22 protein-coding genes are annotated in these 26,004 nt (G+C 71.6%); 7 read left to right on the top strand and 15 right to left on the bottom strand.

Annotated features, from left to right (window positions below):
- Nucleotides 1-12 precede the first annotated feature (12 nt).
- The 4 genes from J2S55_RS01165 (at nt 13) to J2S55_RS01150 (ending at nt 4,902) form a co-directional block, all read left to right on the top strand.
- Nucleotides 13-462 (top strand): MarR family winged helix-turn-helix transcriptional regulator, encoded by a 450-nt coding sequence (locus J2S55_RS01165; RefSeq protein WP_306856653.1) that lies wholly within the window; start codon nt 13-15, stop codon nt 460-462.
- Between the two features lie 317 nt (nt 463-779).
- Nucleotides 780-1,436 carry a hypothetical protein gene (locus J2S55_RS01160; RefSeq protein WP_306856651.1) on the top strand — a complete coding sequence of 219 codons (657 nt, stop codon included), beginning with the start codon at nt 780-782 and terminating at the stop codon, nt 1,434-1,436.
- A gap of 207 nt (nt 1,437-1,643) precedes the next feature.
- Nucleotides 1,644-2,126, top strand: coding sequence for a MarR family winged helix-turn-helix transcriptional regulator (locus J2S55_RS01155; RefSeq protein ID WP_306856650.1), 483 nt, complete (start codon nt 1,644-1,646; stop codon nt 2,124-2,126).
- Nucleotides 2,098-4,902 (top strand): PEP/pyruvate-binding domain-containing protein, encoded by a 2,805-nt coding sequence (locus J2S55_RS01150; protein ID WP_306856649.1) that lies wholly within the window; start codon nt 2,098-2,100, stop codon nt 4,900-4,902. Before J2S55_RS01155 ends, J2S55_RS01150 begins: the two co-directional genes overlap by 29 nt.
- Nucleotides 4,903-5,196: 294 nt before the next feature.
- Here the strand turns inward: J2S55_RS01150 and J2S55_RS01145 are convergent, their stop codons facing one another.
- The gene (locus J2S55_RS01145) at nt 5,197-6,234 is read right to left on the bottom strand and encodes a LacI family DNA-binding transcriptional regulator (protein ID WP_306856647.1); all 1,038 of its coding nucleotides are present in this window, start codon (nt 6,232-6,234) and stop codon (nt 5,197-5,199) included.
- A gap of 420 nt (nt 6,235-6,654) precedes the next feature.
- Here J2S55_RS01145 and J2S55_RS01140 point away from each other — a divergent pair, with 420 nt between their 5' ends.
- Nucleotides 6,655-7,635, top strand: a complete 981-nt coding sequence (locus J2S55_RS01140; protein WP_306856646.1) for a carbohydrate kinase family protein — start codon at nt 6,655-6,657, stop codon at nt 7,633-7,635.
- 155 nt (nt 7,636-7,790) lie between these two features.
- On the opposite strand, the gene J2S55_RS01135 is transcribed toward J2S55_RS01140, so the two are convergent.
- The 11 genes from J2S55_RS01135 to J2S55_RS01085 all read right to left on the bottom strand — a co-directional run bounded on the left by J2S55_RS01135 (nt 7,791) and on the right by J2S55_RS01085 (nt 20,142).
- Nucleotides 7,791-9,029, bottom strand: a complete 1,239-nt coding sequence (locus tag J2S55_RS01135) for a cation:proton antiporter (RefSeq protein ID WP_306856645.1) — start codon at nt 9,027-9,029, stop codon at nt 7,791-7,793.
- A 91-nt stretch (nt 9,030-9,120) separates the two neighbouring features.
- A complete protein-coding gene (locus J2S55_RS01130) occupies nt 9,121-9,432 on the bottom strand; it encodes a hypothetical protein (RefSeq protein WP_306856644.1) in 312 nt (103 codons plus the stop codon).
- 8 nt (nt 9,433-9,440) lie between these two features.
- The gene (locus J2S55_RS01125) at nt 9,441-10,610 is read right to left on the bottom strand and encodes a DUF418 domain-containing protein (RefSeq protein WP_306856643.1); all 1,170 of its coding nucleotides are present in this window, start codon (nt 10,608-10,610) and stop codon (nt 9,441-9,443) included.
- Nucleotides 10,611-10,950: 340 nt separating this feature from the next.
- Entirely contained in the window at nt 10,951-11,997 is a 1,047-nt protein-coding gene (locus J2S55_RS01120; RefSeq protein ID WP_306856641.1) for an N-acetylglucosamine kinase, read from the bottom strand.
- A 4-nt stretch (nt 11,998-12,001) separates the two neighbouring features.
- A complete protein-coding gene (locus tag J2S55_RS01115; protein ID WP_306856640.1) occupies nt 12,002-12,889 on the bottom strand; it encodes an alpha/beta hydrolase in 888 nt (295 codons plus the stop codon).
- A gap of 95 nt (nt 12,890-12,984) precedes the next feature.
- Nucleotides 12,985-14,379 carry an NAD(P)/FAD-dependent oxidoreductase gene (locus J2S55_RS01110; protein ID WP_306858537.1) on the bottom strand — a complete coding sequence of 465 codons (1,395 nt, stop codon included), beginning with the start codon at nt 14,377-14,379 and terminating at the stop codon, nt 12,985-12,987.
- 175 nt (nt 14,380-14,554) lie between these two features.
- A complete protein-coding gene (locus J2S55_RS01105) occupies nt 14,555-15,409 on the bottom strand; it encodes an ABC transporter permease (protein ID WP_306856639.1) in 855 nt (284 codons plus the stop codon).
- Nucleotides 15,406-16,257 carry an ABC transporter permease gene (locus J2S55_RS01100; protein WP_306856638.1) on the bottom strand — a complete coding sequence of 284 codons (852 nt, stop codon included), beginning with the start codon at nt 16,255-16,257 and terminating at the stop codon, nt 15,406-15,408. The genes J2S55_RS01105 and J2S55_RS01100 overlap by 4 nt, the downstream gene beginning before the upstream one ends.
- Before the next feature lie 6 nt (nt 16,258-16,263).
- Nucleotides 16,264-17,469 carry an ABC transporter substrate-binding protein gene (locus J2S55_RS01095; protein ID WP_306856637.1) on the bottom strand — a complete coding sequence of 402 codons (1,206 nt, stop codon included), beginning with the start codon at nt 17,467-17,469 and terminating at the stop codon, nt 16,264-16,266.
- Nucleotides 17,470-17,513: 44 nt separating this feature from the next.
- Entirely contained in the window at nt 17,514-18,659 is a 1,146-nt protein-coding gene (locus J2S55_RS01090; RefSeq protein WP_306856636.1) for an ABC transporter ATP-binding protein, read from the bottom strand.
- Nucleotides 18,660-18,684: 25 nt separating this feature from the next.
- Nucleotides 18,685-20,142 carry a gamma-aminobutyraldehyde dehydrogenase gene (locus J2S55_RS01085; protein ID WP_306856635.1) on the bottom strand — a complete coding sequence of 486 codons (1,458 nt, stop codon included), beginning with the start codon at nt 20,140-20,142 and terminating at the stop codon, nt 18,685-18,687.
- A gap of 194 nt (nt 20,143-20,336) precedes the next feature.
- Between J2S55_RS01085 and J2S55_RS01080 the strand changes: the two genes are divergently transcribed.
- Nucleotides 20,337-20,831: an Lrp/AsnC family transcriptional regulator gene (locus J2S55_RS01080; protein WP_306856634.1), complete on the top strand. Its 495-nt coding sequence runs from the start codon at nt 20,337-20,339 to the stop codon at nt 20,829-20,831.
- A gap of 121 nt (nt 20,832-20,952) precedes the next feature.
- On the opposite strand, the gene J2S55_RS01075 is transcribed toward J2S55_RS01080, so the two are convergent.
- Complete coding sequence (locus tag J2S55_RS01075) at nt 20,953-22,488, bottom strand: purine-cytosine permease family protein (protein WP_306856633.1); 1,536 nt, start codon at nt 22,486-22,488, stop codon at nt 20,953-20,955.
- On the bottom strand, nt 22,485-23,447 hold the full coding sequence (gene speB, locus J2S55_RS01070) for an agmatinase (protein WP_306856632.1): 963 nt from the start codon (nt 23,445-23,447) through the stop codon (nt 22,485-22,487). Before speB ends, J2S55_RS01075 begins: the two co-directional genes overlap by 4 nt.
- Nucleotides 23,448-23,558: 111 nt before the next feature.
- On the opposite strand from speB, the gene J2S55_RS01065 reads away from it, so the two are divergent.
- Complete coding sequence (locus J2S55_RS01065; RefSeq protein ID WP_306856631.1) at nt 23,559-25,013, top strand: PucR family transcriptional regulator; 1,455 nt, start codon at nt 23,559-23,561, stop codon at nt 25,011-25,013.
- Between the two features lie 104 nt (nt 25,014-25,117).
- Here the strand turns inward: J2S55_RS01065 and J2S55_RS01060 are convergent, their stop codons facing one another.
- Nucleotides 25,118-25,951, bottom strand: a complete 834-nt coding sequence (locus J2S55_RS01060) for a DivIVA domain-containing protein (RefSeq protein WP_306856630.1) — start codon at nt 25,949-25,951, stop codon at nt 25,118-25,120.
- Nucleotides 25,952-26,004 lie beyond the last annotated feature (53 nt).

Below are 26,004 nucleotides of genomic sequence, written 5' to 3'. Positions count from 1 at the left end.
AAGGTATCTGAGATGTCGACCGATGGCCTGAGCGTGGACGAGGGCGTCCGCACGCTGCTGCTGTTCATGCCGCGCATGGTCAGCCGGGTGAAGCGCATCCGCGTCCCCGAGGAGCTGCAGTCCTTCAACCTCGCCCCCCGGCACCTGTCGCTGCTGGCGTTCCTGCTCTTCGACGGGCCGATGGGCGTCAACGAGCTGGCCTCCCGGCTGAAGGTCGCACCGGCCACCGTGAGCCTGATGGTCGGCGACCTGAGCCGCAGCGGCGTCGTCGAGCGGCGCGAGGACGACGCCGACCGCCGTCGCACGATCGTGCGCATCGCCCCCGAGCACCAGACCTCGATCGAGAGCTGGCTCGCCAAGGGGGCCCACGCCTGGCGGCAGGCTCTCGAACCCCTGACGCCGGCCGAGCGCAAGCTGTTCGTCGACACACTCGCCGCCTACGAGCGGGCCCTCGCGGAGTGAGCGCCGGGCGGCGCGGAACGCACCGGAAAGCATGCGGACCAATGGCGGAAAACATTTCCGGACCTACGGAATTCCGCACCGCCCGATAAAGGCCGGGACGGCTCCCCGGCAGCGGCGTCCGACATCCCGGACCGCCGGGAAAATGCAAGCTCACCTGCCGTCAGGGCGATAAAACTTTCATTTACCATACCGCCGGTCCAATCCTCTGCCCCGGGCCGGGAGAGTATATATATTGCCTACGCCGTCAAGATCACGCCGCGGGTGAGAATTCCATCGAATTCCATCCGTCGCGCGCCTTTACATAAGGAGCATGCTGCATGCCATCGAAGCGACGTCTCATCCAGGCCGCGGCCGGCTGCGCGTTCACCGCGGCCGCCGTGTTGAGCCTCGGGGCCTCCTCTTCCGCGCAGTCAAGCGTTCCGGACATCTCGCCCGCCTCCCCACCCTCCGTGACGGAGCCGCCCGCCAAGCCCAAGGCCCGCGCGCTGACGGCCAGGGAGATCAAGCAGCAGGGACTGGACCGATACATCGACATGTCCCGCCAGCGGGAGACCGCCCCCACACTCGTGGACGCCTCCCAGAGCAAGGCCGCCGCGAGCGTTCCCACCCCCGCGATGAAGGCGGGCGCCGGCACCACCGGCCTCGCCTCGGGCTGCTGGTACCTGCAGACGGGGTACGGCTCGGCCACTCTCGGCGGGACCGCGGACCACACCTGGTGCGGCGACGGCGCCTCGGTCACATACACCTCGGCGAGCTGCACCGGGAGCACGAACTGGCCCACCTACCGGTATGAGGGCTGCCAGAACAACAGCAGCTACGGCGTGGGCTGGAACGTCTGGGACGTGACGGACCGGTGGCACTTCTGCACCGCCTACCGCCCCTCCACGGGCGCGTGCGGCAGCCGGTCGCACCCGTGGCAGAAGAACCGCTACGGCGCGAACGGGCAGGTCTGGTTCCTCGGGTGGAGCGGCTGAGGAACGGCTCCACCACGTGTTCCGGGCGACGGCGCCGGCCTCATGGCCGGCGCCGTCGCCGTGCCGTCCCCCAGAGGTCAGCGAGCGGGCCGGCGGGGGTGCGGCGGACCCGGTCGCCCACCAAATTTCATCACTTGTTGATTTTCTGGCCGGCGCGGCCTAACGTTGCAGGCACGCACTGGTTGCAGTGATGCAAGGAGTTGGCCGATGGGACCCCTGGACGGCGCGGAGCGCGACCGGCTGGCCGACGACATCGGCGATTTCCGGCGGGCCCTGATCCCCGGCACCGTGCTGCAGCTGCTGCGCGGGTTCGAGGGCGAGGAGCCCTCCGTGATCCAGATCGCCACCCTCTACGTTCTCGACCGCCCCGACCCCCCGACGCTCCGCGAGCTCGCCGGGCGCATCGACCGCTCGGTCTCGGCCACCAGCCGCCTGGTCGACCGGCTCGTACGGCGGGGCCTGGTCGGCCGCCACAGCGACCCCGGCGACCGGCGGGTCCGGCGGATCGCCCTCACCGCGGACGGCGCGGGCTTCCTGCGGGGCTTCGAGCGCGCCAGGGCGGACGCCCAGTGCGAGGTCATGGCCCATCTCACCGCCGACGAACGCGAGCTCGTGATCCGGGCCATGGCGCTGCTCGGCGAAGCCTCAAGGAGACGCACCCATGCGCACCCCACTCGTCCTGAAATTTGATGACATCAGGGCAGAGATGCTGCCCCTCGTCGGCGGGAAGGCCGCCAACCTCGGCGTGCTCACCGCCGCCGGCCTCCCGGTCCCGCCGGGACTGTGCGTCACCACCGAGGCCTACCGCAGGGTCACCGGGCAGGCCGGCCTCGACGGCGTGCTCGACGCCCTGGCCCGCACCCCAGCCTCGGACGCCAGGGCCCTGAACGGGCTGGCCACGCGGGCCCGCGAGCTCGTGCTCTCCGCCCCGGTCCCCGATGACATCGCCGACACCGTACGGCGCAGCGCGCACGGCCCCGTCGCGGTCCGCTCCTCCGCCACCGCCGAGGACCTGCCGCACGCCAGTTTCGCCGGGCAGCAGGACACCTACCTCAACGTGATCGGCGACGAGGCCGTGCTGGAGGCGGTCCGGCGCTGCTGGGCCTCGCTCTGGACCGACCGGGCGGTGGCCTACCGCGCCGCCAACGGCATCGACCACCGGACCGTGCTGCTGGCCGTCGTGATCCAGGAGATGGTCCAGTCGGAGGTCGCCGGGGTGATGTTCACCGCCAACCCGGTTACCGGGCGGCGGCACGAGGCGGTGATCGACGCCGGCCCGGGGCTGGGCGAGGCCGTGGTCTCCGGCGCGGTCAACCCCGACCACTACGTGGTCGACACCGCCACCGGCCGGATCACCGAGCGCCGGCTGGGCGACAAGCGGCTGGCCGTACGATCCCTGCCCGGCGGCGGGGTGGAGCACGTCGAGACCGGGATGGAGCGGGCCTGCGTCACCGACGCCCAGATCAGGGCGCTGGCCGAGCTGGGCGGCCGGGTCGAGGCCCACTACGGCTCGCCGCAGGACACCGAGTGGGCCATCGACGCCGACGGCACGCTGTGGCTGACCCAGTCCCGCCCGATCACCACTCTCTTCCCGATCCCCCGGCACGCCGAGCCCTCGGCGGCGGGTCCCGCGCCGGACGGGCCCGCCGACGCCGGCGGGACACAGATCTACTTCTCCTTCAGCGTCGCCCAGGGCATCTACGCGCCGATCACCCCGATGGGCGTGTCGGCCTTCCGGCTGCTGTCGTCGTCGGCCGCCGACCTGCTGGGGGCCCCGGTCGCCGACCGGTCCGGCGGGGCGCCGCTGCTGGCCGAGGCGGGCGGGCGGGTGTTCATCGACGTCACGGGGATGATGCGCAGCCGGGTGGGCCGGGCGCTCTTCCCCCGGGTGCTCGACGTGATGGAGGCCAGATCCGCCGAGGTGCTGCGCGGCCTGTCCGGCGATCCCCGCTTCAGCGTGACCCAGCGCTCGGTACGGCCCGCCCTGCGCAGGCTCGCCAGGAACGCGGCCCGCTTCCGCATCCCGCAGCGGGCCGTGCAGGCCGTGCTGGACCCGGCGTCCGCGCGCAGGCGCGCCGACCGGCTCGGCGCGGAGCTGCGGACGCGGCTGGCGTCCCCGCCGGACGCCACCCCCCTCCAGCGGCTCGACCGCGTCGAGTGGATCCTGGGCGGCCGGGCCGTCCCGGTGCTGCCCCAGGTCCTGCCGGGCCCGGCGGCCGGGTTCGCCATGCTCGGCCTGGCCTACCGCCTCCTCGGCGACCATGCCCGGCCCGGTGAGCTCCAGACGGTCCTGCGCGGGCTGCCGCACAACGTGACCACCGAGATGGACCTGGCCCTGTGGCATCTGGCCACCCGGATCCGCGCCGACCGGGAGGCCGCCGACCTGCTGCTCGGCACCCCGCCGGCCGAGCTGGCCGGGCGCTTCCACGCCGGGTCGCTGCCCGGCGTGGTGGAGCGGGGCCTGAAGGAGTTCCTGTCCGTCTACGGCGTCCGCGCGGTCGCCGAGATCGACCTCGGGGTGCCCCGCTGGTCGGAGGACCCGACGCACGTCCTCGGCGTCCTGGCCAACTACCTCCGGCTGGAGGACGCCGCGCTCTCCCCCGACGCCCTGTTCGCCAAGGGCGCCGCGGAGGCCGCGCTCATGATCAAAACGCTGGGCGCCCGCGTGGGAGGCGTCCGGGGCAGGGCCGTCCGCTTCGCCCTCGGCCGGACCCGGGCGCTGGCCGGCCTGCGCGAGCTGCCCAAGTTCTACATGGTCACCATCCTGGCCGCCATGCGCGCCGAGCTCATGACGGTCGGCGCCGACCTGTCCGCCCGCGGCCTGCTGTCCGCCCCCGACGACGTCTTCTTCCTGACCGCCAGGGAGGTCCGGGCCGCCCTCACCGGCGCGGAGCCCTCGGCGGCCGGAGCCGCGGCGGCCACGTCCGCGGCCGGCGCCCCGCACGCCCGCGCCGCCGCCGCGGAGCCCCCCGCCGGCGCGGGCGCGTCGCGGCCCGGCGGTGCGGTCGCGTCGCGGCCCGCCACGCTGCGGGCGCTCGTCTCCGGGCGGCGCGAGGAGGCCGCGCGCGAGCGGCGCCGTAGGCACCTGCCGCGTGTCCTGCTGTCGGACGGCACCGAACCCGAGGCCGTCGCCACCGCGGCCCCGGTCGACGGCGCGCTGACCGGCACCCCCGCCTCGGCGGGCAGCGTCACGGGGACCGCCAGGGTGGTCCTCGACCCGGTCGGCGCCCACCTGGAGCCCGGCGAGATCCTGGTCTGCCCCTCCACCGACCCCGGCTGGACCCCGCTGTTCCTCACCGCGGGCGGCCTGGTGATGGAGATGGGCGGCGCCAACTCCCACGGCGCGGTGGTCGCCCGCGAGTACGGCATCCCGGCCGTCGTGGGCGTCGCCCGCGCGACCGAGCACGTCGTCACCGGCCGGCGGATCACCGTGGACGGCACCTCGGGCGCGGTGATCATCGACTGAGGCCGCCGTCCCGCCCCCCGCGCCGTCACCGCCGGCTATCAGTCCACTCATAGCCCGGCAAATACCAGCAAACAGGAACCACCATTGACAGCCCCCGAATAGACAGGCCATTTTGTCGGAGGAAGTAACGACGGTTGAGCCGTCATCAATCGCCTCTCACCTACTCGGCGAGGCGACATCCTTCGGCCGTCGGGGATATGCACGGCATTCGAACTCTTTCCGGTTTCAGTAGTGTCGTGGATTTACTGAGGAATACGCCCGTGAAAAGTTCTCGGGCGCATGGCCCGACGGAGGTCACCGGCCTGTGGGGACCGCCGCCGCCGAGGGGCGCAGTTCCCCCGACCCCCTGGTGATCAGGCGGGTGGGCACCACGACGGTCCGGGCCCTGGACCGCTCGCCGTCCAGCCGGGCCATCAGCAGCTCCGCCGCCGCGCGCCCGATGGCCGCGGGATCCTGCGCGACCACGGTCAGCGCGGGCTCCAGCACCTCCGCGAGGGGCAGGTCGTCGAAGCCGACCACCGCCATGTCCCGGCGGCCGAGCCTGGCCAGCCCGAGGACCACGCCGGTCGCGGCGGAGTCGTCGGCCGCGAACACCGCCGTCACCGGGCTCCTGGCGCCGAGCAGCCGGGTGACGGCCGCCGCCGCGGCCTCGTGGTCGTGACCGATCTCCACCAGGGTCCGGTCGAACCCGATCCCGGCCTCGGCCAGCGCGTCACGATAGCCCTGCAGCCGCTCCCGGCGCGTGTAGAGCTCGGGCAGGTCCCCGACGAACGCGATCCTCCGGTGCCCGTGAGCGATCATGTGCGCGACGCCCGAGCGCGCCCCCTCCCGGTTGGAGGAGACCACGGAGTCGGCCGTGAGCCCGCTGGCGGGCCGGTCGAGGAAGAGCAGCGGCAGGCCCGCCGCCCGTTCGGCCCGCAGGTGGCGGTGGTCGCTGTCGGCGGAGGGCACCACGATGAGCGCGGTGACCCGCCGGGCCAGGAAGGTCGAGATCAGCGAGCGCTCGCGCTCGGCCGTCTCCGCCGAGGAGCCGACGATGAGCGTCAGGCCGCGGGCCCGCACCGCGCTCTCGAACCCGCCGGCGACGGTCCCGAAGAAGGGGTTGCCCATGTCAGGGATGACCAGCCCGACTGTGGAGTCGCGCGCGCCCACCCGCATGTTGCGCGCCATGAGGTTCGGCTGGAACCCCAGCCTGCCCATGGCCTCCAGGATGCGCTCGCGGGTCTCGGCGGCCACCGGGCCGTCGTCGTTGACCACCCGCGAGACGGTCTTGGCGGTGACACCGACCTCGCGGGCCACATCCGTCATGGTGGCGCGGCGAACCTTGGACATGGATCACCGCTCTTCTCGTCGGGGGCACGGCGTCGGAAACAGGCTAAAGGGTGCTCACCTACCTCCGGCACGCCAACCTCAGGAGAGCCGGCACGCCAACCTCAGGAGAGACCGACGGCGCGGGCCGCCCCCTCGTCGGTGACAACCGCGCCCCTGCCCGTCTCCACCCGCAACGCTCCCGTCATGATCGCGACCACCTCGGCCATGCTGTTACGCCGGGGGCGCGCATGCTTAAAGGCATCGAGTACTCCCTGGTGGGTCTGGGAGGTTCAAAATGTCAACGTTGACACATGTCAACGTTGACATCCGCTGCCATGGATGATGGGGTCCGCGAAAGGAAACGTCAATGCCTTACCGCTGCAACGGATCGGCAACGCCACCGGACCGCGTCGCGTCGCCCGCCCCAGAAAGGCAAGTCCCATGCCCCCCACCCAGGTAGCCGTGCTCGGTGAGTGCGTCGCCGACGCCTTCACGACCGGGAGCCCCGCGCAGGGCGAGCTCGCCCTGCGCGTCCTTCCCGGCGGGAGCCCGGCGAACACCGCCGTGGCCCTCTCCCGCCTCGGCACCCCCACCCGCTTCCTCGGCCGCATCTCGCGGGACTCCTTCGGCGCCCTGTTCCGCGCCCACCTCGGCGCCTCCGGGGTCGACCTGACCGGCTGCGTCGCCGCCGACGAGCCCAGCACGCTGGCGGTGGCGACGCTGGACGGGTCGGGGCAGGCCGTCTACACCTTCTACGCGAAGGGCTCCGCCGACTGGCAGTGGAGCACGGCGGAGCTGACCGCCGACCGGCTCGGCGACGTCTCCTGCCTGCACACCGGTTCCATGGCCCTGGTCGGCGCCCCCGGCGCGGAGCGCGTCGAGGAGCTGCTGGCCAGGACCGCCCCCCACGCCACCGTCTCGATCGACCCCAACGTGCGCGCCGCGTTCGTCGACCTGGCCGTCTACCGGGAGCGGATGCCCGTGTGGTGCGCGCTGGCCGACCTCGTCAAGCTCAGCGACGACGACCTGGAACAGATCCACCCCGGCGAGCCCCTCGAACAGGTCTGCGACACCTGGCACGCCGCGGGCGCCCGCCTGATCGTGGTGACCCGCGGCCCCAGGGGCGCGACCGTCTCCCTCGACGGCGAGCGGGCGACGGTGCCGGCGCCCGTCACGGAGGTCGTGGACACCGTGGGGGCGGGTGACTCCTTCACCGCCGCCCTCCTCCACCGGCTGCACGCCTCCGGCCTGCTCGGCGGGCGGCTCGACGCCCTCAGCCTCGATCAGGCCAAGGAAGCGGCGTCCTTCGCCAGCGGTGTCGCCGCGCTCACCTGCTCGGTGGCCGGGGCCAACCCGCCCTGGGCCCGTGACCTGACCGGGGACCTGGGCGGGGACCTGGGCGGGCCCACCGTCGGCGGGTGACCCGGCGCGGGACGTGAGCCGGCCCACCGAGGCCGGCTGACATCCCCGCCCGCGGCACCGTCCCCGCGAGGCCCTCGGGCCTGACACGGGACGCGGCCGCGCCGGCCGGTCGAGCCGGGGCGCGGGACAGTACGGCCGGGGACGGCCGAGGTGGTTCAGGTGGCCGGGGCCTTCTCCTCCTCCGGCTCCCCGCGCCGCGCCGTCCCCGGCGTCCCGCGCCCCTCCGGCCTTCTCCGCCGCGAGAGCGCCCGCCCGATCGACTCCGAGCGGCTGGCGACCAGCGGCCCGAGCAGGGCGAGGATGAGCACGTACCCGGCGATGAACGGCGCGAGCCTGCCGTCCAGCCCGGCGGCCAGCGCCATGGTCGCCAGCACGAGGGCGAACTCACCGCGCGAGAGCACGGTGAGCGAGATGTTGACCGCCTCCGTCCTGCCGAAGGAGTTCAGCTTGGCGGCCAGCACGCCGGCCACGACGTTGAGCAGCACGGTGATCGCCACCGCGATCACGATGGGCCAGGCCACCGAGAGCATGTCGCCCGGCTCGATGGACAGGCCGAACACGAAGAAGAACAGGGCGGCGAAGGCGTCCCGGAGCGGGTGGACGAGCTGGCGGATGCGCGGCGCCGCCCTGGTCGAGCTCAGAATGAGCCCGATCATGAAGGCCCCGATCGCGTCGGAGACGCCGAGCTCCTCCGCGACGCCGGCGGTGAAGATCGCCAGACCGGTGAACATCACCACGAGCAGCTCGTCGTCCCTGGTGGTCACGAGCGTGTTGACCAGCCGCGTCCCCCACCGGGCCAGGGCGGTCAGCACGATCAGGAAGGCGAACGCCTTGCCGAAGGAGATCGCGGCGGCGGTGAAGGTGTCGGCGCCGCTGAGCACCGGCTGCAGCACGGCCAGGTAGAGGGCGAGGAAGACGTCCTCGACCACGATGATGCCGAGGATGAGGCGGCTCTCCGGGTTGCCCAGGCGCCCGAGGTCGACCAGCAGCTTGGTCACGATGGCCGAGGAGGAGATTCCGATCACCCCGGCCAGGACCAGGGTCTCCCTGGTCCCCCAGCCGACGGTGAACCCGAAGGCCAGGCCGCCGCCGACGTTGAGCAGGATGTAGCCGACCCCCGCCAGCACCAGACGCCTGCCCCCCGAGACGAGGTCGTCCAGGGAGAACTCCAGGCCGAGGTAGAACAGCAGGAAGATCAGGCCGAGCGCGGCGACGACCTTCAGGTCCGCCGGATCGTCGACCAGGGCGAGGCCGGGGGTGTGCGGGCCGAAAAGGATGCCCGCGAGCATGAACAGGGGGATCGTCGGCAGCCCTATCCGGGTGCCGAGTCTGGCGATGATCCCGGCGGCCAGAAAGGACCCGCCGAGGGCGATGAGAGCGTCACCCAGTGCCACGATGACCCCCTTCGGGGCAGAATCCGGGCATGGTGAACACGTGTTCGTGGAACATGAAAAACCTCCGTCGAGCGATCTGGGTGTCAGTGCGTCACAGATCGCTGGACGGAGGGGCTCGGGGTCCGGAGGTGTCGTGTACGGCCCGCACGGCGGGGGCGGTCCGGGGCGGCCGGAGGACCGGGGCCGGTGCCCCCTCCTCCGGCCCGGCCGGGCCGGTGGCCGGCGGGGGCAGGCAGCGGTCCTGCTGATGCTGGACGGCCGGGGGCAGCACCGCCCCGCCTGCCAGTGTGATCGCGAGTCCGGGCTCGTGGTGAAGGCCGGGGGGCGCCGGGAACGGCGCGTGGACGACGGCGAACAGGACCAGCAGAAGGGCGGCGACCGTACCGACGACCTTCCGCGACAAACCGGACCCTAACGCTTGATGGAATTGTCCATTATTTTATCATTCGTCACCCGGCGGGACTGGGGGGCCGTGTAGGCCCACTGCCAGAGCAGTTCGAGCGGTCCCCGGTCGTAGCGCCGCAGCCACAGCGTGGACAGCGCCATGAACAGGGCGCAGATACCGGCCCAGGCGCCGATCACCCACCACGGCCGCAGGCCGGCGAACCGCGCGGCCAGCCCGAGCCCCCAGCCGTAGCAGAGCGTCGCGGCGGCCAGGTTCTGGAAGACGTAGCAGCTCAGCGCGGTGCGGCCGATGGCGGTCAGGCCCCGGCGCACCGTGCCGGGAGCGCCGCTCATCCGGTGCACGACCGTCGTGACCAGGGCGAGCAGGCCCAGTGCCACCAGCGGGGGCAGCAGATAGCGGTCGACCAGGAACCACGCCTCCCCGGCGAAGGAGGTCAGCAGGTTGAGCGGGAGGGCCACGCCGAGCCCGGCCAGCATGAGCCGCCCGCGGAGGGTGGCGCCCTGGACGGAGTCCTCGAAGATCCCGGCGCGCATCAGGCGCGATCCGAGCAGGAACAGCACGATCCCCATCGGGATGATGAACACGGCCTCGACCCGGTAGACGCCGATCAGCTGGATCCGGGCCGCGACCTGGTCGAGGTAGGCGCCCTCGGAGAACAGCGTGGACGCCTCCGAGGCCGGGGGGACCGTGCTGACCTGGCCGTAGACCATGATGAAGGTGGCCAGCCCGATCAGCGCCACGAACGCCGACCCCACAGTGATCATCCAGGCCCTGACCACCCGGTCGCTCCGGCCGATCAGGTACGCCACGATGATCGAGGTCACGGCGTAGCCCATCAGCACGTCGAACTCGAAGATCAGCACGTAGTGGATCAGGCCTTCGAGGAACAGCAGCCCGGCCCGCCACAGGTACCAGCCGGGCCAGGGCGCGTTCCGGCGCGCGGCCGAGCGGTACTGCAGCTCCAGCCCGACCCCGAACAGCAGGGTGAGCAGGGCCAGGAACTTGCCGTTGGCCAGGAATCGGAGGAAGGTCTCCACGGTCCCGGACTGGGCGAGCGCGTCCAGCGCGTTCGCCGGGCCACCCGGGCTGGTGAAGATCCAGATGTTGGTGCCCAGGGTCCCCATGATGGCGACACCCCTGAGCACGTCCAGCACGTCTATCCGTCGCGTCGTCACGCTTTCAACGATGTCCGCTCCCGGGCGGCCGGTCATCGTCACGCGGACCCATCCGGGATGTACATCTATGGATGTAGGCGTTCAGCCTTTGGTCGACGGCCGGGTGGCCCTTGGTCGACGGCCCGGTCCGGCGAGCCCCGCTCCGCCCCCGCGCCTCCGCGGAGACCGGCGCCGTTCACCTCATGCCCGTCCCCACCGGAGGCGAGCCCCGCCCGCCCCGTGCCCGTCCCCGCAGGAGCGCCGCCCCGTGCCCGCACCGTGCCCGGCCCCGCCGGAGCGGGGCACCGGCCTCCGCGAGGCTCCTGCCACTCCTGTCACACCCGCCTGTCACACCCGCCTGTCACGCCTGCCGCAGGATCCGCCGGTGCAGCCGTCCCGCCGCCTCGCCGTCCAGGCCGAAGGCCCTCTTGGCGGCCAGCCAGGCCGCCCCCGCGGCCCCGTCGCCGGCCAGGACCGTCGAGGCGCCCAGCCCCTCCCGTACGGCCGAGCAGACCGGCCCCCCGGTGGTCAGGACGCTCCCGGCCAGCACGACGGGGGTGTCCTCCCCCGCCTCGCGCACCTCGGCCACCGTCGCGCGGAGCAGTCCGGCCGCCGTCGCCACGATCTGCAGCGCGGCGGGGTCGCCCGCGTCGGCGGCCCGGCTCACCAGTGGCGCCAGCCTCGCCAGCTCCAGTGGGGAGCGCCCCTGGGCGTGGACCACGATCCGGACGGCCTCCGCCCTGCCGTCCGCGGGCGGCCACCCGGCCCCGCCGCCGCTCGGCCGGCCCATGGACGCCCCAGCGGGCCCTCCACCGCCGCCCGGAGGCGCTCCGGCGCGGTCGGCGCGGATCTCGCGGTCGGCGCGGATCTGCTCGGCGACCAGGCGCGTCAGCAGCCCGCCGCTCTCCCCCCGGGCGAGGCTGCGGACGGCCTCGCGGGCCGCCTCGCGCCCCAGCCAGAAACCCGACCCCTGGTCCCCCAGCAGCCAGCCGAGCCCGTCGGAGATCGCCACCGGCTCCTCGTCCTCGATGCGGGCGGCGGTGGCGCCGGTCCCCGCGATGAGCACGGTGCCGCGGGGCTCCGCCGTACCGGCGGCGAAGGCGATGGTGAGGTCGCCCGTCACGGCGGGGACGCAGCGCAGTCCGGCGGAGGCCCACATCCGGTCGAAGACGGCCCGGTCGAGTGCCCCCGCCCCGGCCATCCCGATGACCGCCCCGGCCACCAGGGCGGGGTCCACGCCGCGGAGGGCGGCCTCCAGCGCCTGCCGGATGTTGGCGGCGGCCGTGGCGGTGCCGTGGGCCGCCGGGTTGCCGCCGGCGGCCCTGCCGTGCCCGGCCCGCCGGCCCGAGGCGTCGGCCAGCACCGCGCGGGAGGAGGTGCCGCCGACGTCCAGTCCGAGAACGTACATCGGCTTACAGGTGTTCGCCGAAGAACGCCACGGTGGCCTCGACGGCCTGGGTGACGTAGGGCTCGGTGTCGTAGAGGTCGATGTGGAGCCTGGCGTCCAGCCAGTGGAGTCTCTTGGGGCCGTCCATCCGCTTGTACGCCTCCTCGGCACCCTCCGGGGAGCAGAAGCGGTCCACCACGCCGTGCACGATCAGGCCGGGCTTGGGGGACAGGAAGTCGGCTCCGGTCATGTTGTCCACGGTGATCAGCTCGCGGACGGAGGCCCTGGTGACCTCGTTGCGCCAGTGCGGCCGGGCGCCGCGCTCGGTGCCGTAGTAGGCGAACGGCTCGTCCCCCGGCATGGCGGCCTCACCGCCGACGGCCACGGCGGGCAGGTATTCCACCGGGCCGCCCCGGTCCTGGCGCTCCAGCACCTCGGTGAAGGAGGCCAGCGCGCCGTGGTAGCCGTCGGGCGACATGGCCGCGCGCATGCCGTAGGGGTTGTTGTAGGCCCCGGCGATGCCCGCGAAGACCTTCACCCGGGGGTCGAAGGCGGCGAACCGGAGCGCGTATCCGGCGCCCAGGCAGACGCCGACCGCGCCGATCCTGTCGCCGTCGGCCTCGGGCCGCGCGCGGAGCAGCGAGACCGCGGCCCGCAGGTCGTGCAGCTTGCCCTGCGCGTCCTCGTGGCAGCGCGGCGTCCCGCCCGACTCGCCCCAGTTGCGGTGGTCGAAGGCCAGCGTCACATATCCCGCCTCGGCCAGCCGGGCCGCGTACAGCCCGGTGACCTGGTCCCGCGTGCCGGTGAACGGCCCGGTGAGGACCAGGGCCGGGTGCGGGCCGGCCGTGGCCGGCACCCGCAGGTCGCCGACGAGCCTGATCCCGTCGGCCTCGAACTCAACTGTCTCGGTCACGCTGTCCAGTCTGTACGGTCGGCGCACCGCGGGGCGAGGGAGCCCGGCGCCGTGCTCCCGGCCCCCACCGCACCGGCGGGGACCGGGAGCGCCGACTACGAGTCGAACCCGAGGCCCATCCGGTCCAGGGTGCGCAGCCAGAGGTTGCGGCGGCCCTGGTGGAGGTCGGCCTGGGCGATCGACCAGCGGGTCATCTGGATCCCGGCCGAGCGGACCGGCTCGGGCGGGAAGGGCAGCGGCTTCTCCTTGACCATCCGCAGCTCCGTCCGTTCGGTCGGCTCGCCGTTGAGCAGGTCGAGCATGACGTTCGCGCCGAAGCGGGTCGCGCCGACGCCCATCCCGGTGTAGCCGACGGCGTAGGCGAGACGCCCGCCGTGCGACTGGCCGTAGAAGGCGCTGAAGCGGCTGCAGGTGTCGATGACGCCGCCCCACCGGTGGGTGAAGCGGAGCTCCGACAGCTGCGGGAACGTCGTGGCGAAGTGCCCGGCCAGCTTGACGAAGGTCTCGTCGCGCTGTTCGTACTCCGGCTTGATCTTGCCGCCGTTGTAGTAGACCGCGTCGTAGCCGCCCCAGAGGATGCGGTTGTCGGCGGTCAGCCGGTAGTAGTGGAACTGGTTGGCCGAGTCTCCGACGCCCTGCCGGTTGTGCCAGCCGACGGAGGCGAGCTGCTCGGCGGAGAGCGGCTCGGTCATCAGCGCGTAGTCGTAGACCGGCACCAGGAAGTGCTTCAGCCGCCGCAGCAGCGGCTGGAACACGCCGGTGCCGAGGGCGACCCTGGCGGCCCTGACGGTGCCGTGCGGGGTGAGCAGGTCCATGCTCGCCTGGGTGTCCTTGATGTTCCTGACCGGCGTGCGCTCGTAGATGCGCACGCCCACGGAGAGGCAGGCCTGCCGGAGCCCCCAGGCCAGCCGGGCGGGGTCGACCATGGCGCAGCCGTCGCGCTCCCAGAAGCCGCCGATGTAGGTGGGAGAGTTCACCTCCGCCCGGATCTGGTCCGCGTCGAGGACGTCGAAGCGGATGCCCAGCTCGTGGGCGATCTGGACACTCTCGCGCATCTCCTCAAGCTGCCAGGGCTCGGTGGCCACGTTCAGCTCGCCGGTGCGCTCGTAGCCGCAGTCGATGTCGTATCTGGCGACGGTCTCGCCGATCTCGTCGAGGTTGGCCAGCCCCAGTCGCTCAAGCGTGGCGACCTCCTCGGGCCAGCGCTCCAGCCCGTTGGCGATCCCGTGGGTGAGCGTCGCCATCGCGAAGCCGCCGTTGCGGCCGGACGCCGCCCAGCCGATCCTGCGTCCTTCGAGCAGGACCACGTCGAGCGACGGGTCTCGTTCCTTGGCCATCAGGGCGGTCCACAGCCCCGAGAAGCCTCCGCCGACCACCGCCAGATCGGCGGTCGTGTTTCCGAAGAGCCGCGGCTGCGGCTCGGGTTTCGCCGGACTGTCGAGCCAGTACGGCTTGCGCTCCGCATCAGCAAGAGCCTTCAGCGGATCCACAAATCTCACTTCCCTACGGTGAGTCAAATTATTTTTGTGTGTGTATCGCGTGGTCGTGAAGACCACACGCGGGTTCCCCCCGCCTGAATCCGATCTCGCCTCCCTGTTCTCTGCCGAGGATCTGGGTACACCGAAGCCCCGTGCCGCCCGGTGACGGCACGGGGCTTGACGGCAGCTAGGTGCGGCGGCGCGAGAGCACCGTGTTGAACACGGCGATCGCGACGCCTACCGCGAATATAAGGGTTCCGATGATGTTGACCTGTGGCGGCACCCCGATACGGGTGGCGCCCCAGATCCACAGCGGGAACGTCTGGAGGGCCCCGCTGGTGAACTGGGTGATCACGAAGTCGTCGATGGAGAGCGCGAACGCCAGCAGCGCGCCCGCGACGACGCCGGGCAGGATCATCGGGAACGTCACCCGCCAGAACGTCACCCACGTGGAGGCGCCCAGGTCACGGGCGGCCTCCTCGATCGAGCGGTCCAGCCCGATCACCCGGGCCCGCACGGTGATGGCCACGAACGACAGGGAGAACAGCACGTGCGCGATGACCACGGTCACGAAGCCGGTCTGCACCCCGCTGCTGATGAACAGCGACAGCAGCGAGGCTCCCATGACGAGCTCCGGCGAGGCGATGGCGGCGAACATCACGAGGTTGGTCGCACCCTGCCCGCGGAAGCGGTAGCGGCCCAGGGCCAGGCCCATGAGCGTGCCGATGACCGTCGTGATCAGCGTGGAGAGCACGGCGATCTGGAGCGAGTTGACCACGGCCCTGGTCAGCTCGGGATATTCGCCCAGCCGGCCCCACCAGTTCAGGGTGAAGCCCTGCCAGGTCACGTTCGACTTGCTCTTGGTGTCGTTGAAGCCGAAAACGATCATGACTGCGATCGGCAGGAACAGCCAGGCGATGATCAGCCAGACGTAGACCTTGAGCAGCCGGTCGCCGATCCGGGTCCTGCTCCGCCCACGCCCGGCGGGCGCCGTCTCCTGGGCGGCCGCCGGGGCCGCCGCGCCGAGTCCAGTGGTGCTCATCGGGCCGCCGCCTCCAGCACGTTCTCGGTGCCGAGCGCCTTGGCGTAGGCGAAGATACCGATCAGCATCGCCGCCATCAGCGTGAACGACAGCGCGGCGGCGGTCGGATAGTCGTTGTTGACGAGGTATTCGGTCTGGATGATGTTGCCGATCATCGTGTTCTCCGGGCCGCCGAGGATGCCGGCGTTGACGTAGTCCGCCGTCATCGGGACGAACGTCATCAGCACCCCGGCGAACACGCCCGGCAGCGAGAGCGGCAGCACGACCTTGGTGAACGCCTCACGCCGGGCGGCGTACAGGTCCTGGGCTGCCTCGACCACCCGGGGGTCCACCCGCTCCAGCGCGACGTAGATCGGCAGGATCATGAACGGCAGGTAGTTGTAGACCAGGCCGCCGATCACCGCCACCGTCGTCTGCAGCACGTGGAAGTCTCCGGACACCAGGCCCGCCGACTTCAGCGGTGCCAGCAGCATGCCGTCGTCGGCCAGCAGGAACTTCCACGACACCGTGCGCAGCACGAACGAGACGAAGAACGGCAGCAGCACCAGCAGCAGGTAGGTGGACTTGCGCGGGCCGCCCTTGAAGGCGATCCAGTAGGCCATCGGGTAGGCCAGCACGACGGAGATGACCGTCGCGGTCAGGCCGTAGCCGGCCGAGCGCAGGAACTGCGTCTGGTACTGGGCCAGCGCGTCGCCGTACACCGAGAAGTTGAACGTCTGGACGAACCCGTTCACCACGTCGCCCTCCTGGGTGGAGACCGAGGCCATGAAGACCATCGGCACCACCAGGAAGATCGCCAGCCAGAGGCCGCCCGGCAGGATGAGCAGGTAGGGGGCGAGGCGTTTCATCCCCGGTCAGCCCTGGGTGACCGGCTGGAAGATGGACTCGAAGACCTTCTCCTCGGCCGTGGTCAGTGCCTTGTAGGAGCGCAGCCTGGCCATGTCGGCGTCGGAGGGGAAGATCATCGGGCTGTTGGCGATCTGCTCCAGGGACGCCTTGTCCTCACCCTTGGCCTTGGCGGCGTCGGCGAGGACCAGATCCTTGGTGGCCGGCACCGGGGTGATGTAGTTGATGTATTCGACCAGCATCGTGGCGATCTTGGGCTGGTAGACGTAGTCCATCAACGTCAGGGCGTCCACCGGGTTCTGCGCGGTCTTGGGGATGCACATGTTGTCGGTCCAGATCGTGCCGCCCTCCTCGGGCACCACGAACCTGAGGTCCTTGCCCTCGGCGACCTGCTGGAAGATGTCACCCGACCAGGCCATGGTGATCCACACGTCGCCCCGGACGAGGGCGTCGACGTAGTCGTTCTCGTAGTATTTGCGCACCAGCCCCGCGTCGCGCTGCTGCCGGAGCTTGTCCCCGGCCTTGCGCCAGTCGGCCTCGGTGGACTTGTCGGGGTCGATGCCCAGGGCGAACAGGCCGAAGTTGGCGACCTCCTGGGTGTCGAGCATCATGCCGACCTTGCCCTTGTACTTGGGGTTCCAGAGGTCCTCGATGCTCTTGACCTCGTCGACGTACTTGGGGTTGTAGGCGATGCCGGTCAGGCCGACCGTCCACGGGATGGTGTGGGTGTTGCCCGGGTCCCAGGTCGGGTTCTTGACCTTCTGGGCCGCGTTGGCCGCGAAGTTCGGCAGCTTGGAGTGGTCCAGCGGGACCAGATAGCCCAGCGCCATGGCCTTGCTGAGCTGGAGGCCGTTGGTCATGACCATCAGGTCGTAGCCGATGTCGTTGTTGGCGGCGAGCAGCGGCTGGATCTTGCCGAAGAACGTGGTGTTGTCCTGGATGGCCTCCTGGTAGGTCACCTTGATGCCGGTGTCGGCGGTGAACATCTCCAGGGAGGGATACTTCTTGCCGTCCTTGTCGATGTAGAGCGGCCAGTTGGCGAAGCGCAGGGTGCCGTTCTGCTTCTGGGAGGCCCAGTAGTCGGTGACGGCGTCCGCCTTGGGCGCCTCGACCTTCTTGCCCTGGACTCCGCAGCCGGCCAGGGCCAGGCCCGCCGCCGACAGCCCCGCCAGGCGGAAGGCGTCACGGCGGGTGATCGAGCGGCTCTGCGTCATGCCTCGCAGGAAAGCCGGGTCTTGGGAGTGATGCATGGCGGTACTCAACTTCCGATCGCGTACGAGTGATGCGGCTGCCACGACAGCCAAACGGCGTCACCACGCTCTGCCGTACTCGTGCTGTCAAGCGCGTTCTGCTGGAAGACGGTGACCTCGGCGCCGTCGGCCAGGCTCACCGTGTAGCTGTTGTAGAGGCCCAGATAGACCACCTCGGAGACGACGCCGGGCACGATGCTGACATCGCCCGCCGGCTCCTCCGTGGAGATGGTGATCTTCTCGGGGCGTACGGTGACCGCGATCGGGTCCGCGACCCGGAAACCGTCTCCCGCCACCAGGACCCGGCCCTCCTGACCCAGCTTAAGCATGGCCGAGCCGGGGACGAGCCGGTCCACGGTGCCGCTGAGCAGGTTGGAGGTGCCGATGAAACCCGCCACGAAGGTGGTGGCCGGGCTCTCGTAGATCTCACGGGGCGAGGCGAGCTGCTCGACCTGGCCGTCGTTCATGACGGCGATGCGGTCGCTCATGGTCAGCGCCTCGCTCTGGTCGTGCGTGACGTAGACGAAGGTGATGCCGACCTCGCGCTGGATGCGCTTGAGCTCGATCTGCATGGCCTGGCGGAGCTTGAGGTCGAGCGCTCCGAGGGGCTCGTCCAGCAGGAGCGCGCGGGGCTTGTTGACGAGGGCCCGGGCCAGGGCCACCCGCTGCTGCTGGCCGCCGGACATCTCCCGGGGGCGGCGCTTCTCGCGGCCGGTGAGGGCCACGATCTCCAGCATCTCGCCGACGCGCCGCTTGATCTCGGCCTCGCCGACCTTCTTGCGCCTGAGGCCGAAGGCGACGTTCTCCCAGACGTTCATGTGCGGGAACAGCGCGTAGGACTGGAACACCATGTTCACGTCGCGCTTGTTGGGCGGCACGTTGGTCACGTCCTGGCCGTGCAACCGCACCGTGCCGCGCGACGGATCCTCGAACCCGGCGATCATGCGCATCGTGGTGGTCTTGCCGCACCCGGAGGGGCCGAGGAGCGAGAAGAACTCCCCTTCGGCGATCGTCAGGGTCACACCCTTCACCGCCTGGACGACTTCTCCGTGGGCGAGGTATTCCTTGACGACTCCGTCGAGCTCGATGGCGGGCACCTGGGCGGAGGTGGAGGCGGCCGACGCCGCCTCCGTGCCCGCCTGGATATCGGTCATACCAGGCTTATCCCTCTGTTCGCGGCTATTCGCCGATGTAGTGCATTACGTGCTTGACGCGGAGGTAGTCGTGGAGTCCGAAGACGGACAGGTCCTTGCCGTAACCGGAGTGCTTGAACCCTCCGTGCGGCATCTCGGAGACGAACGGGATGTGGGTGTTGACCCATACGACGCCGAAGTCGAGACGCTTCGACATCCGCATGGCCCGGCCGTGGTCGGAGGTCCACACCGAGCTCGACAGCCCGTACTTGACGCCGTTGGCCTTGGCCACCGCGTCGGCCTCGTCGGAGAAGGTCTGGACGGTGATGACGGGCCCGAACACCTCGTTCTGCACCATCTCGTCGTCCTGCTGGAGGCCGTCGACGATGGTCGGGGCGAAGAAGTAGCCCTTGTCGCCGACCTGGTGACCGCCGGTCAGGACCTTGGCGTGACCGGGGACCCGGTCGAAGAAGGCCGCGACGCGGGCGAGCTGGTCGGCGTTGTTGAGCGGGCCGTACAGCGCGTCCTCGTTGGACAGGTCACCGGTCACGGTGCCCGCGGCCGCCTCGGTCAGCGCGGCGACGAACTCGTCGTGGACGTCCTCGTGGACCAGCACGCGGCAGGCGGCGGTGCAGTCCTGGCCGCCGTTGTAGAGACCGGCCGTGGCGATGGCCTCGGCGGCGGCCTTGAGGTCCTTGACGTCGTCGAAGACGACGACGGGGGCCTTGCCGCCGAGCTCCAGGTGGACCCGCTTGAGGTCCTCGGCGGCGGTCTTGGCCACGGCCATGCCCGCGCCGACCGAACCGGTGATCGCGACCATCTGCGCCGTCGGGTGCCCGACGACGAGGGCGCCGGTCTCGCGGTCGCCGACGACGACGTTGAAGACGCCCTTCGGCAGGACCTCACCGAGGATCTCGGCCAGCTTGAGGGTGGAGACCGGGGTGGTGTCGGAGGGCTTGAGCACGATGGTGTTGCCCGCGGCGAGCGCGGGGGCGATCTTCCAGACCGCCATCATCATCGGGTAGTTCCAGGGCGTGACCTGGCCCACGACGCCGACCGGCTCGTGCCGGATGACGGAGGTGTGGTCGGCGAGGAACTCGCCCGAGGTCGGGCCCTCCAGGGTGCGCGCGGCGCCCGCGAAGAAGCGGAAGTGGTCGGCGGCGATCGGCGTCTCGTCCTCGGCCATCCGGGCCCGGGGCTTGCCGGTGTTACGGCACTCCGCCTCGTTCAGCTCGTCGGCCCGGGCGTCGATGGCGTCCGCCACCTTGAGCAGCAGGTTGGCCCGCTCGCCCGGGGTGAGACCGCTCCACGACTCGAAGGCGGCGGCAGCGGCGGCGTATGCTCCGTCGACGTCCTCCGCACCGGAGACCGGCGCCTGGAGGTAGGCCTCTCCGGTGCAGGGGTCGATGACATCGGAGAATCGGCCGCTCTTGGCGTCCACGAACGCACCATTGATGTAGTTGCGCAGACGGGTGGACTCATGGTTCTCAACCGGGGTGGTCAACGTTGACCTCCTTGCACAGTGGGGCCGAGTTGTCGCGACTCTTACAGAGTAGGTGCCTCGCGACAAGGGATTTCGTTGTGAAGATACCAAATTGCTACGAATTCGCTTGACAGAGCCCGAAGAACTGACACCATGTCGCATCGGAGCCGCAATCTGTCGGCACCAGCCCCGCAACATGACGCCAGGGAGCGCGGATGACGACGCCACCCAAGGTACGCCGCGAGAACGACGCGAGGCCAAACCCCGTCGTCCTCGACGAGATCTCCAAGCAGATCATCGAACAGTTGCAGGGCGACGGGCGCAAGCCGTACGCCGCCATCGGCAAGGCCGTCGGCCTGTCCGAGGCCGCGGTCCGCCAGCGGGTCCAGCGCCTGCTCGACGCCGGGGTCATACAGATCGTCGCGGTCACCGACCCGCTGGTCCTGGGCTTCCCCCGGCAGGCCATGATCGGCATAAAGTGCGAGGGCGACCTGGAGATGGTGGCCGACGAGCTGTCGGCCATCAAGGAGATCGACTACGTCGTGCTGACCGCCGGATCCCTCGACATCATGGTCGAGGTCGTCTGCGAGAGCGACCAGCACCTCCTGGAGATTCTCGGCAAGATCCGCGCCATCCCCACCGTCCACGCCACGGAGACCTTCGTCTACCTCAAGCTCCACAAGCAGACCTACTCCTGGGGCACCCGCTAGCCCGCTGGTCCCGCCCGCCCGGTGGTCACCGGACGGGCGGGGCCGGAGCGGACGCGGGGCCGGAGCGGACGCGGGGCGGGCGCGGATCCTCCGGGGCGGCAGGCGGCGGCCGAGGGCGGACTCAGACCTGCTCGGCGGCCAGCGGCGGCGCGGCGGCGCCGGTGATGGCCGGGACCTCGGCGTCGGAGGCGCGGACCATGCGTGGCCCGGCCGGGCCGTAGACCCCGCGAGGCTCGGGGAAGAGCGCCAGCAGCACCAGATAGAGCACGGCCGCGGTCGCCAGCCCCAGGGGGAGGGAGATGTCGACGCCGCCGGCGAGGTCGCCGAGCGGGCCGACGAACTGCCCGGGGATGTTGACCGACAGGATGGCCATGGCCGCGGCGAGGAGCCAGGCGGCCATGCCCCGCCAGTTCCAGCCGTGGGTGAACCAGTAGCGCCCGCCGCGCTGGCGGCGGTTGAAGACCTGCAGGGCCTCGGGGTCGTACCAGCCCCGGCGCGTCACGTAGCCGAGCATCATGATCACCATCCAGGGGGCGGTGCAGGTGATGATCAGGGTGGCGAAGGTGGAGATGCTCTGGGTCAGGTTGAGCGCGAAGCGGCCGAGGAAGATGAAGCCGATCGACAGCACGCCGATGAACACCGTCGCCTGCACTCGGGTGAAGCGCGGGAAGACGCTGGAGAAGTCCAGGCCGGTGCCGTACAGCGCGGTGGTGCCGGTGGACATGCCGCCGATCAGGGCGATGAGGCAGACCGGCAGGAAGTACCACGCGGGTGAGACCGCCAGCAGGCCGCCGACGTAGTTCGGGGCGGCCGGGTCGACGTAGTCGGCGGCCTTGGTCGCGATGATCGACGCGGTGGCCAGGCCGAAGAGGAACGGCAGGAGCGTGGCGAGCTGGGCCAGGAACGCCGCGCCCATCACCCGGGTGCGCGGGGTCGCGGCGGGGATGTAACGCGACCAGTCGCCGAGGAAAGCGCCGAAGGAGATCGGGTTGGAGAGCACGATCAGGGCGGCGCCGATGAACGACGGCCAGAACGCCGGGTCCGCCGTGGAGGCGAACACCCCCGGGTAGGACGGGTCGAAGTCACCGGCGAAGGCGAGGACGCCGAGCACGAACAGCACCGAGGCCGCCGCCACCGCGATCTTGTTGACCAGCAGCATGAAGCGGAAGCCGTACACGCAGACGACCAGCACCAGCCCGGCGAACAGCGCGTACGCCAGGCCGTAGGAGAAGTCCGACTCCGGCAGCCCGACCAGCCGGTGCGCGCCGCCGACCAGGGCGTCGCCGGAGGACCAGACCGAGATCGAGAAGAAGGCGATCGCGGTGAGCAGGGAGAGGAACGAACCGACGACGCGGCCGTGCACCCCCAGGTGCGCCGAGGAGGAGACGGCGTTGTTGGTGCCGTTCACCGGGCCGAAGACGGCCAGCGGCGCGAGGATCAGCGAGCCGACCACCAGGCCCAGCACGGTCGCCGCGAGCCCCTGCCAGAAGGAGAGACCGAACAGGATGGGGAAGGCGCCGAGCACGCAGGTGGCGAAGGTGTTCGCGCCGCCGAACGCCAGGCGGAAAAGGTCGATCGGGCGGGCCGTGCGGTCGGCGTCCGGGATGCGCTCGACGCCGTGCTGCTCGATCTCGGTGATGGACGGGGCGTCGCTCATGGGGTCTTCTCCGGGGAGGGCGCGGACAGCGCCAGCAGGCTGACGAGGTCGTAGGCGACGTGGGAGGCGGCCACCGAGGTGATCTCGGCGTGGTCGTAGGCGGGAGCGACCTCGACCACGTCGGCCCCGACCAGGTTGGTCCCGGCCAGGCCGCGCAGGATCTCCAGCAGCTCGCGGCTGGTCAGGCCGCCCGCCTCCGGGGTGCCGGTGCCGGGGGCGTGCGCGGGGTCGAGCACGTCGATGTCGATGGACAGATACAGCGGCCGGTCACCGATCCGCTGCCGGAGCGCGTCGACGACCTCGTCCACGCCCCGGCGCATCACGTCGGCCGAGGTCACGATGCCGAAGCCCATGCGCCTGTCGTCTTCGAGGTCCTTCTTGCCGTACAGCGGGCCGCGCGTGCCGACGTGACCGACCGCCTCGGTGTCGAGGATGCCCTCCTCGACGGCCCGGCGGAACGGCGTGCCGTGGGTGTACTCGGCGCCGAAGTAGGTGTCCCAGGTGTCGAGGTGGGCGTCGAAGTGGAGCAGCGCCACCGGGCCGTGCCTGCGGGCCAGGGAGCGCAGCAGCGGCAGCGCGATCGTGTGGTCGCCGCCGATCGTCACCAGCCTGGCCCCGGCGTCCTGGAGCTCGCCGGCGGCGTGCTCGATCGTCTCGACCGCCTCACCGATGTCGAACGGGTTGCAGGCGATGTCCCCGGCGTCGGCCACCTGCACGGCGGCGAACGGCGAGACGTCCAGACCCGGGTGGTACGGCCGGAGCAGCCGGCTGGCCTCGCGGACGGCCGAGGGGCCGAAGCGGGCGCCGGGGCGGTAGGAGACCCCACTGTCGAACGGCACCCCGACCACGGCCACGTCGCAGCGGCCGACCTCGTCCAGCCGCGGCAGCCGCGCGAAGGTGGCCGGGCCGGCGAAACGCGGGACGCGGGAGGAGTCGACGGGCCCCCGAGGTTCGGTCATGCGGCTCGGTCCTTTCACGAAAGAGCTGGTCAGCGAGATGTTTGGGTCAGTCTGCGATGTTTCGCCCACTGTATGCAATTGTGTGAACAACGAAGCGTTACGGTGTTTCTTGTGGCCGAACACAGACTCACGGTCGAGGAGCTGACCCGCTTCCCCGCCCTGCAGCTACGCGTCATCGCCGGTGAGGCCGGGCTGGCCCGGTCGGTGTCCTGGGCGCACGTCAGCGAGCTCGACGACCCCACGCCCTGGCTGCTCGGCGCCGAGGTGATCATGACGACGGGCCTGGCGATCCCCCGCTCCGCCGCGCGGCAGCGGGCCTACCTCGAACGGCTCGACGACGCCGGGGTGTCCGGGCTGGCCCTGTCGGCCCAGCTCCACGTGCCGCCGCTACACGAGGCGTTCTTCGCGGCGGCCGAGGAGCGGAGCATGCCGGTGCTCGAAGTGCCGCTGGCGGTGCCGTTCATCGCCATCGCCCAGGAGGTGGCGGCGGCGGTGCAGGAGGACGCCCGGCAGCGGCTCGGCGCGCAGTTGCAGGTGTTCGGCGCGCTGCGCTGGCTGGCCTCGGAGGACCTGGACACCGCGACGCTGTTCCGCCGGCTGGAGCGCCTGTCCGGCTACGAGGTGTATCTGTGCACGCCGCAGGGGCGTCCGCTGCTGCCCGGCGTCCCGGTGCCCGACCTCGGGACGCTGCCGGCGTCGGCGGACGCTCCCCCGACGATCCCCGGCGGCTTCGCGCTGCCGGTGCCCGCCCCGGGCGGCCCCGCCGGGTTCCTGGTCGCCTTCGAGCGGGAGGGCGCGCGCCCGGCCGGGCTGGCCGTGGTGCAGCACATCGCCACCGTCGCCGCGCTACAGGTCGCGATGGTCCGTCACGAGCGAGAGACGCTCCGGCGCGAGGGCGCCGAGATCCTCGCCGAGCTGCTGCAGGACGTGCTCGACCCGGCCACGGCCCGGCGGCGGCTGATCCGGCTGGGCCTGCCCGCCGAGGAGCTCGTCCTGCTGACGGTCCGCGGCGTGACCGACGACGCGCTGCTGCGCGCCCTCGACGACCGCCCCTGCCTCCTGCTCCGCCGGGGCGACGACCGCCACGTGCTCGGCTCGGCGGAGCTGGGTACGGCCGTCGCCGCCCTGCCCGCCGCCGCGGCCGGGATGAGCAGGCCGTTCCCCGCCGGGACGTCGCTGCGGGTGGCCCGGCGGGAGGCGGCCTGGGCGGCCTCCCGGGCCGCCGAGTCCGGCCAGCCGCTGATCCGCTACGGCGACGACACCACCGGACGGTGGCTGCCCGAGGACCCGTCGGTGCTGGCCGCGCTCGTGGAGCACGTGCTCGGCGAGGTGCTCCGCTACGACGCGGCCCACGACTCCCGGCTGCTCGCCTCGGTCCGCACCTGGATGGAGCGGGACCGGCGCACCGAGGACGCGGCGGCGGCGCTGCACATCCACCCCAACACGCTGGCCTACCGGCTGCGCAGGTTCACCGCGCTGACCGGCCGCGACCTGTCGTCCACCGGGGCGTTCGCCGAGGTGTGGCTGGCGGTCCGGGCCGCCGGACAGCTCGGCCTCACCGACTGAGACGCCCCGGAGGAGGGACGGGCCGACGCCACCGGGAAGGACGGGGCCGGGAGTTGGGGAGGGCGGGAGCCGGGAAGGGCGGAGCCTGGGAGGGCGGAGCCGGTTCACCGGCTGAGGTGCGCCTCCAGGACGTCGGCGACGCCGGTGAGGAACTCGTCCACCTCGCCGACGGCGTAGCCGGGCCGGAGCATCACCGTGGCGAACCTGGCCGCGCGCACGTCACCGGGGGTGACAGGCTGGTCGGTGGTGCCACGCAGGGTGGCGACGACCCGGTCGAGGAAGGCGTCCACCTGGTCCTCGTTGTAGCCCATGCCCAGCCGCCCGGCCCGGAAGGCGGCCCGCTCGATCCAGGCCGCCTGCTCCTCAGGGGTCGGAAGCCTTCCCGGCCACTCGGCGGACACCTCCTCGCCCTCCGCCGGGAGATCACCGGCCCACGCGTCTCCGGCAGCCGGCCCGGAACCGGCGGGCCCGGAATCACCGGCGGGCGGAGAGGCATCGGCGGGCGAGGGAGCGCCGGCGGTCGGGGGACCTCCGGCGACCGGAGCAGCACCGGCGGACGCAGGACCACCGGAGACCGGGGAAGCACCGGCGGACGCGGGAACGTCTGCGGACAGGGCGCTGCCGGGCCACGGGTCCTCGGCGGCGGACGAGGGCGGTGGCTGCGGGGCCGGGCGCGGACGGACGGGCACCGGCCCGCCGTTCCCGGCGGCCCGGGTCTCGACCGCCACGATGAACGCCTCCAGCGCGAAGTCCACGGCCATCTCGTTGTAACCGCCGAGCTTCGTGCGGAAGCGCGCGTCGCGGATCTCATCCGCGGTGATCGGCTCACCGTCCAGGGAGCCCCTGCCGAGGGTGCCCTCGATCCGGCGGATCAGGGCATCCACCTGGTCGGGGTCATATCCGGCACGCACCCCCAGCACCCGTGGAAAACGGTTCAACCCCGGATCCCTCCCGTCCCGTCCGCGATGTTCATCATTGTGATCGGACACGG

The sequence above is a fragment of the Streptosporangium brasiliense genome, from assembly GCF_030811595.1.
GTDB classification, from domain to species: Bacteria; Actinomycetota; Actinomycetes; order Streptosporangiales; family Streptosporangiaceae; genus Streptosporangium; species Streptosporangium brasiliense.
The sequence above is the reverse complement of the archived record's forward strand: the minus strand, read 5'-3'. Positions and strand labels throughout refer to the sequence as shown.